This is a genomic window from Streptomyces sp. NPDC005866 (assembly GCF_040629895.1).
Lineage (GTDB): Bacteria > Actinomycetota > Actinomycetes > Streptomycetales > Streptomycetaceae > Streptomyces.
Genome location: NZ_JBEXWP010000006.1, coordinates 289,041 through 296,795, shown reverse-complemented (window position 1 = coordinate 296,795; position 7,755 = coordinate 289,041). Strand labels below are relative to the sequence as shown.

Genomic DNA, 7,755 nt, shown 5'->3' with positions numbered 1-7,755 from the left:
CGGCCGGCACTCCCCCAGCCTCCGGCCGGCACTCCCCCAGCCTCCGGCCGGCACTCCCCCAGCCTCCGGCCGGCACTCCCCCAGCCTCCGGCCGGCACTCCCCCAGCCTCCGGCCGGGGGACTCCCAGAGCACGCACCGGACGCCGCTCCTCGACGGGCGAACGTTGCCTGCCGCGGCACTGGTCCGCTACGGCGGACACTCCGGCTCTGCGGGGCGGGCCGAGGGCCGGTCAGTTCACCTTGCGCGGGAGCCGCAGGCTGAGCAGGCCGGTCAGTACCACCAGGCCCAGTTGCACCAGCAGGGCGGTGACCAGGGCGTCCCGCGTGCCCAGGTGCGGGACCAGGGAGAGGAACAGGGTGCCCAGGGTGGCCACGCCCAGGGCCAGGGCGGACTGCTGGGTGGTGACCATGACGCCACTGCCGACGCCGGCCCTCGCGGGCGGCACCTCCGACATCACCAGCCTCAGCACGTTGGGGAGCTGGAGCGCCTGACCGGCACCGGCGATCGCGACCCCGGGGAGCAGCCCGGCGAAGTCCAGATGCGGCCAGTCCCGCCAGGCGGCGAGGACGATGAGGGCGATCCCGATCCCCTGGATCACCGAGCCGGCGGACACCACCCGGCTGCCGTACCGCGCGATCAGCCGCGGCCCGGCCAGCGACGCGAACAGGAAGGCGACGGCCATCGGCGCGAGCGCCAGCCCCGCCGGGACCGGGCCCATGTGTTCCCCGCTCTGCAGGGCCACGGCGATCACGAACATGAACCCGCTGAAGCCGATGGAGAACGGCACGATCAGCACCAGCCCCCGGCGCAGCGAGGCGAGTTCGAACAGGCTCGGCGGGACCAGCGGGGTACGGCCGGCCCGGTCGGCGCGGCGCTCCACGGCGTAGAAGGCGGCGGCCACGCCCGGGAACGCGGACAGCGACATCCAGGTCCACAGCGGCCAGCCCGCCGCCTGGCCCTCGGTGAGCGGGGCGAGGAGGGTGAGCAGGGAGAGGGCGATCAGCACGGTGCCGGGTCCGTCGACCGGCTCGGGCCGCTGCGACCGCGTCTCCGGCACCAACCGCGCACCGAGCACCAGCCCCACGACCACGACCGGCACATTGACGAGGAACACCGAGCGCCAGCCGGTGCCCGCGATGTCGGCGGCGACCAGCACCCCGCCGAGTATCTGCCCGGCCACCATCGAGAGACCGGCGGTGGCGCCGTACAGGCTCATGGCCTTGGCGCGGCGCCCGCCGCTGGTGGCGGCCTGGATGGTGGCGAGGACCTGTGGGAGCATCGCGGCGGCCGAGGCGCCCTGGGCGACCCGGGCGGCCACCAACGACCAGGCGCCGGGGGCGAGTCCGCAGGCCAGCGAGGTCAGCCCGAAGGCGGCCATGCCGCCGAGGAAGAGCCGGCGGCGCCCGAACATGTCGCCGAGCCGGCCGCCGAGCACCAGCAGCACCGCGTAGGCCACGCCGTACCCGGCGACGACGAGTTCCAGGACCGCCTCGCCCGCGTGCAGATCGGTCCCGATGGTGGGCAGCGCGACGTTGACGATGAAGAAGTCGATCAGGGGCAGAGCCGCGGCCAGCAGGACGGTGAACAGTCCGGCGCCGCCGAGCGCGGGTGCCGCGGACGGGGACCGTACTGCCGGAGTGGTGACGGTTTCGGTCATGGTCATGAGCCTGCTCCGGCGCTCAGCCGGGTACCAGAGTCTTCTTATGCTGGTAGAAGAAGTACCTGGCAACAGGATCGGTGGAGCGGCAGGCTGGAGTCATGACGACCTCGGCTCGTGAGACGGTTCGTGGGACGGCGGCCCCGGTGGCCCGCAGTGCCCGCATCCGGCGCAGCGAACTGGCCGCGTTCCTGCGCAGCCGCCGTGAGCGGATCGCCCCGGAGCAGGTGGGCCTGCCGCACGGTACCCGCCGCCGCACGCCCGGCCTGCGCCGCGAGGAGGTCGCACACCTCTCCGCGGTCGGCGTCACCTGGTACACCTGGCTCGAACAGGCCCGGGACATCCAGGTCTCCGTGCAGGTCCTGGACGCCCTGGCCCGCACCCTCCTCCTCGACGGCGGCGAGCGCGCCCACCTCTTCCAGCTGGCCGGCGCCGTCGACCCCACCCCGGCCGCGAGCTGCACGGGCGTCACCCCGGCGCTGCGCGAGATGCTCCGCGCCCTGGAGCCGCTTCCGGCCAGCATCCAGAACAGCCGCTACGACATCCTCGCCTACAACCGCACCTACGCCCGCCTGATGGGCAACCTCGACGCGGTCCCGCCCGAGGACCGCAACTGCATGATCCTCGTCTACACGCACCCCGAGTGGCGCCGCTCCATCGTGCACCTGGAGGAGACCCGCCGTCTGATGGCCGCGAAACTCCGCGCCTCGATGGCCGGCCACCTAGGCGAGCCCGCCTGGAAGATGCTGGTCAAGCGGCTGGCGGCGGAATCCCCGGAGTTCCGCGCGAACTGGGATCGCTACGAGGTGGTGGGCCGCCGCACCAAGGCCAAGCAGTTCCTCAACCCGTACGTCGGTTTCCTCTCCCTGGACCACACGGACCTGTGGCTGACCCCCGAGACCGGGCCGCGCATGGTGACCTACGCGCCGGCGGACGAGGAGTCCCGGGAACGGCTGGAGAAGCTGTACGCGATGGCCGCCTCCGCCGGGCAGGGCTGAGTACGGGTACTCAGGACAGCGCGCCGCCACCGGCCGATCATGCAGGGAGGAAGAGGAACCGACGACCGGCCCCGGGGGGACGACCGATGAGAACCAGCCCTGTGCGCACCCTTGTCCGTCTGACGGTCGCCAACCGTGTCTCGGCGGCCTACCTCGTCCTGGTCGCCGTCGTCGTCGCCAAGGCCACGGCCGACTCCCTCGTCGCCGAGGACCCGGACCCCGACTACGCCTGGATCTGGCCGCCCCTGGTCACCTTCCCCGCGTTCCCGCTGGTCGCGGCGCTGGGCAGGACGGTAGGGGATACGACGGAGCTGCCGGACTGGTCCTTCATCACCATGATCGTCATATCGGCCTTGCTCCAGTCCCTGGCTCTGGGCAGCCTCGCGCAGGCGATCCGCACTCGCCACCAGCGCATGATCCGCTCCTGCTGACGGCCGCTTCTGCCGGTGGCCGCTTCTGCCAGTGGCTGCTTCCGCCGACGGTGGCCGTCGATGAGCAGGGCCGGGCTACACCCGCTCCCCGGCCGCCCCCACCACCTGGCGTATCTCCGCCGCCTCCAGGCGCTCCGCCGCGCGCTGGGCCGTCGCCCGGGCCCAGCGGCCGTTCGTCAGGGCGCCGATGATGAGGACCGCGAGGCCGCAGCCCGCGAGGATCCACCAGCCGGGGCGTGCGGCCGTCACGAAGGTCTGGCGGTAGGACGACGAGCTGATACCCGACGCGAGGACCGCGCCGATGACCGCCACGCCCAGGGTCTGGCCCAGCTGCCTGCTGGTGGAGGCGACCGCGGCCGCGACGCCTGCCTGGGACCTGGGCATGCCGGAGACCGCCGTGTTGGTGATCGGCGCGTTCACGAAGCCGAAGCCGGTGCCGAACAGGAAATAGCCGATGAAGAAGGTGGTGTTCGAGGTCTCCGCCTGGAAGGCCGCGAACAGCACCGCGCTCGCGGTCATCGCGACGCCGGCGATCACCAGCGGCAGACGCGGGCCGCGGCTGCCGACCAGGCGGCCGGCGAGCGGGGCGCACAGGAACATCGGGACCGCCATCGGCAGCATCCACAGGCCCGCGTGCAGGGCGTCCAGCCCGCGCACGTTCTGCAGGTACAGCGTGGAGAGGAAGAGGAAGCCGCCCAGTGACGCGAACGCGCCGATCGCGATCACCGTGGCCCCGCTGAACGGCGCCGAGCGGAAGAAACGCAGGTCGATGAGGGGTTCGGCGCGCCTCGGCTCGTACCAGAGCAGGCCGGTCAGGGCGGCGAGGGCCACCACCGCGAAGGGGACGACCGTGGCCGCGCTCGCCGTCGGCGCCTCGATGATCGAGTACGTCAGCGCGCCGAACAGCGCGATGACCAGCACCTGGCCGACCGGGTCGGGCCGGCGGGCCTTCGGCGCCCGGGACTCCGGCACGAACCGCAGCGTCAGCAGGAGCGCGGCGAGGCCCACGGGGAGGTTGACCCAGAAGATCGCGCGCCAGTCGACCGTCTCCACCAGCAGGCCGCCGACCAGCGGGCCGGCGGCCATGGATATGCCGACCACCGCGCCCCACACCCCGATCGCCCGGGCCCGCTCGCGCGGATCGGTGAAGGTGTTGGTGATGATCGACATGGCCACCGGGTTGAGCATCGAGCCACCCACTGCCTGGACCATGCGGAACGCGATCAGCGACTCGAGGTTCGGCGCCAGCGAACAGAGCAGCGAGCCCAGCGTGAAGACGACCAGGCCGGTCATGAAGACCTTCTTGCGGCCGACGCGGTCGCCCGTCGACCCCGCGAGCATCAGCAGCGAGGCCAGGACCAGCGTGTAGGCGTCGATGGTCCACTGCAGACCCGCCGTCGAGGCGTGCAGTTCGCGTTCCATGGACGGCAGGCCGACATTGAGCGCGGTCGTGTCGAGACTCACGATCAGCAGGCTCATACAGCAGATCGCGAGAACGAGCATGCGTCGGCGGGGGCTCAGCTCGGGCATGCGCCCCATCGTACGCCCATTTCAATAGTGCGTCTAACTAATGAGTGTTACACGATCATCACGGAGGATGATGACGGAGGTGCGGGAGCGGCGGTTGTCCACAGGCCTGCCGAGCAGCGCGCGCCATACGGGACAATGGGGGAATGCCCGAGCCCACGACCCCTCTCCAGATCGGCCCGCACACCGCCCGGCCGCCGGTCGTCCTGGCCCCCATGGCCGGGATCACCAACGCGCCCTTCCGCACCCTGTGCCGGGAGTTCAGCGGCGGCAAGGGCCTGTTCGTCAGCGAGATGATCACGACCCGGGCGCTGGTCGAGCGCAACGAGAAGACCATGCAGCTGATCCGCTTCGACGCCGCCGAGAAGCCGCGCTCGATCCAGCTGTACGGCGTCGACCCGGCCACCGTGGGCAAGGCCGTCCGCATGATCGCGGAGGAGGACCTGGCCGACCACATCGACCTGAACTTCGGCTGCCCGGTCCCGAAGGTGACCCGCAAGGGCGGTGGCTCGGCCCTCCCGTACAAGCGCAACCTGCTCCGCGCGATCCTGCGCGAGGCGGTGAGCGGCGCCGGCGACCTGCCGGTCACCATGAAGATGCGCAAGGGCATCGACGACGACCACATCACCTACCTCGACGCCGGCCGCATCGCGGTCGAGGAGGGCGTCACGGCGATCGCGCTGCACGGCCGCACGGCCGCCCAGCACTACGGCGGCACCGCCGACTGGGAGGCCATCGCCCGGCTCAAGGAGCACGTCCCGGAGATCCCGGTCCTAGGCAACGGCGACATCTGGTCGGCCGAGGATGCGCTGCGGATGGTGCGGGAGACCGGCTGCGACGGAGTCGTGGTCGGGCGCGGCTGCCTGGGCCGGCCGTGGCTGTTCGCGGACCTGGTCGCCGCGTTCGAGGGGCGTCACGAGGACATCGCGCGCCCGTCCCTGCGCCAGGTCGCCGACGTGATGGTGCGGCACGCCGGACTGCTCGGCGAGTGGCTCGGCGACGAGTCCAAGGGAGTCGTCGACTTCCGCAAGCACGTCGCCTGGTACCTCAAGGGCTTCGCGGTCGGCAGCGAGATGCGCAAGCGCCTCGCCATCACCTCCTCGCTCGCCGAACTCCGCGCGGGCCTGGATGAGCTGGACCTCGACCAGCCCTGGCCCACGGGCGCCGACGGGCCCCGCGGCCGTACGTCCGGCAACAACCGGGTGGTGCTGCCGGACGGCTGGCTGAAGGACCCGTACGACTGCGCGGGCATCAGTGAGGACGCCGAACTGGACACTTCTGGCGGCTAGTTGCTCCTGGGGTGCGGGGTGGAGCCGTACGCCGTGAGGAACTTGTCACGGAAGGAGCTCATCTTCCACACCGGGGCGTCGTGCGCCGGGCGCAGACCGTCGGTCCAGTTCCAGGAGTCGATCGCGTCCAGCACCTTCGGGTCCTTGGCGACGATCGAGATCGGGACGTCACGGCTGGCGTTGCTGCCGCTGACCCGGGCGATCGGCTGGTGGTCGCCGAGGAAGACGAGAACCGTGTCGTCGTTGCCGTAGCGCTGCAGCCACTGGGTGAGCGCGGTCACCGAGTACTGGATCGACTTGCCGTACTCCTGGCGGGACTTGGTGGTGTCGGCGATGACGTCGGACGCCTTGTCGCCGGCCTTCTGGATGGCGTCGAAGACCGAACCGTCGCCCAGCTGGTCCCACGGCACCATCGTCGGGAGCGGCGCCCACGGCTGATGGCTGGAGGTCAGGATCAGGAACGACATCCGTGACTTGCCGTCGGCCGGCTTCTTGCTGTGCACCCGGTCCTGGAACTGCTGCAACGTGTACTGGTCGGGCATCGTCGACCAGCTGAACTTCGGCCCCCGGTAGCCGAGCTGGAAGGCGTTGTAGACCTTGTCGAGGCCGTAGAAGCTCTGCTCCGGCCAGCCCTTCTGGATGCCCGGCATCACACCGACCGTGTCGAACTCACCGGTCTTCTGGAACGCCTTGGTCAGGCTGAGGTGATCGCTGGCCACCACGGTCTGGTAGCGCTGCTGGTTGCTCACCCACAGCCCCGACATGGTGGTGGAGTGCCCGAGCCAGCTGCTGCCGCCGTAGGTCGCCGACGTCAGCCATCCGCTCTTCGCGTGGTAGCCGGCCTTGGCGAGCGCCGCGGTCTGGACGTTCAGCGTCTGGTCGACCCCGGGCGCCATGATCGGGTCCTCGATGGCGCTGCGGCCGTAGCTCTCGATGAACGTGAAGATCATGTCCTTGCCGCGCAGATCCGGCACCAGCTGGCCGGCCGGGGTGTTCCCGAAGGCGTCCACCTTGGCGACCTTCCGGAACTCCGCCTCGTCCTTCAGTGTCATCTGGACGGTCCGCACCTGCGCCTTCATCACGGCGGTGGCCTTCTGCGCGGCGATCGGCGACCCGGCGACCGACAGTCCGAGCGCGTTGCAGGTGATCCACACCGTGCCGACGATCAGGGTGGCCCGGGTGGCCCGGCCCCGGCGCCGGGCGAGCTGGTCGGAGACCCGTACGGCCGCCAGCGCGACGACGGCGATCAGCAGGAAGACCAGCAGCACGGCCCCGACGGTCAGTGCCAGCTCGACGGTGCCGCCGAGGGTGTCCGCCAGGTAGCCGCGGGCGTCGGGCAGCAGCGACCAGTCCAGGACGATGTTGAAGGGCCGGCCCAGGTAGTCGACGAACCCCATGTTGAGGAAGTCCACGATGGCCAGCGCGCCGATGACCGCCCCGGCCAGCGACGCCACCACCGGCCGGACCCGGCGCGGCAGACTCAGCAGCACGACCGCGGCCATGATCCCCTCGGCCGGAATCCGCAGAAACGTGACCGGCTTCAGCCCGCTGAGCGTGTTCGGCATCAGCAGACAGGCGTAGACGAGGAGCGCGGAGAGGACCGTGAGGCCGAGGGAGAGGGCACGAGCGGCGGAGGGGTGCTCCTTGCGCCAGCGCTGCCGGATAAGCGGGCGACGAGCGGGGGTGCTCGGTTCGGGGACGGCCTCGGTCACGACCTCGGGGCGGGCGGCCTCAGAGGTGGCGGTCTCTTCAGAAGCGGCGCTCTCTTCGGTTATGGCCTCTTGTCCGGGCGCGGCTTCGGGGACGGCGATTTCTTCGGTTATGGCCGCTCGTTCGGGCGTGGCTGATTCTT

6 protein-coding genes are annotated in these 7,755 nt (G+C 71.1%); 3 read left to right on the top strand and 3 right to left on the bottom strand.

All coding sequences use genetic code 11. The features are described from left to right. Positions 1 to 230: 230 nt before the first annotated feature. Positions 231 to 1,658, bottom strand: coding sequence for an MFS transporter (locus tag ABZ396_RS12245; protein ID WP_358916052.1), 1,428 nt, complete (start codon positions 1,656 to 1,658; stop codon positions 231 to 233). 101 nt (positions 1,659 to 1,759) lie between these two features. Between ABZ396_RS12245 and ABZ396_RS12240 the strand changes: the two genes are divergently transcribed. Both ABZ396_RS12240 and ABZ396_RS12235 read left to right on the top strand, forming a co-directional pair. After that, positions 1,760 to 2,656: a helix-turn-helix transcriptional regulator gene (locus ABZ396_RS12240; protein WP_358916051.1), complete on the top strand. Its 897-nt coding sequence runs from the start codon at positions 1,760 to 1,762 to the stop codon at positions 2,654 to 2,656. 86 nt (positions 2,657 to 2,742) lie between these two features. Beyond that, positions 2,743 to 3,087: a hypothetical protein gene (locus tag ABZ396_RS12235; RefSeq protein WP_358916049.1), complete on the top strand. Its 345-nt coding sequence runs from the start codon at positions 2,743 to 2,745 to the stop codon at positions 3,085 to 3,087. A gap of 75 nt (positions 3,088 to 3,162) precedes the next feature. Here the strand turns inward: ABZ396_RS12235 and ABZ396_RS12230 are convergent, their stop codons facing one another. Beyond that, positions 3,163 to 4,617: an MFS transporter gene (locus ABZ396_RS12230; RefSeq protein ID WP_358916047.1), complete on the bottom strand. Its 1,455-nt coding sequence runs from the start codon at positions 4,615 to 4,617 to the stop codon at positions 3,163 to 3,165. A gap of 143 nt (positions 4,618 to 4,760) precedes the next feature. Between ABZ396_RS12230 and dusB the strand changes: the two genes are divergently transcribed. Beyond that, complete coding sequence (gene dusB, locus ABZ396_RS12225; RefSeq protein ID WP_358916045.1) at positions 4,761 to 5,903, top strand: tRNA dihydrouridine synthase DusB; 1,143 nt, start codon at positions 4,761 to 4,763, stop codon at positions 5,901 to 5,903. Here dusB and ABZ396_RS12220 read toward each other — a convergent pair. Further along, positions 5,900 to 7,615 carry a sulfatase-like hydrolase/transferase gene (locus tag ABZ396_RS12220; RefSeq protein ID WP_358916207.1) on the bottom strand — a complete coding sequence of 572 codons (1,716 nt, stop codon included), beginning with the start codon at positions 7,613 to 7,615 and terminating at the stop codon, positions 5,900 to 5,902. The two genes, dusB and ABZ396_RS12220, sit on opposite strands and share 4 nt — an antisense overlap. Positions 7,616 to 7,755: the final 140 nt, after the last annotated feature.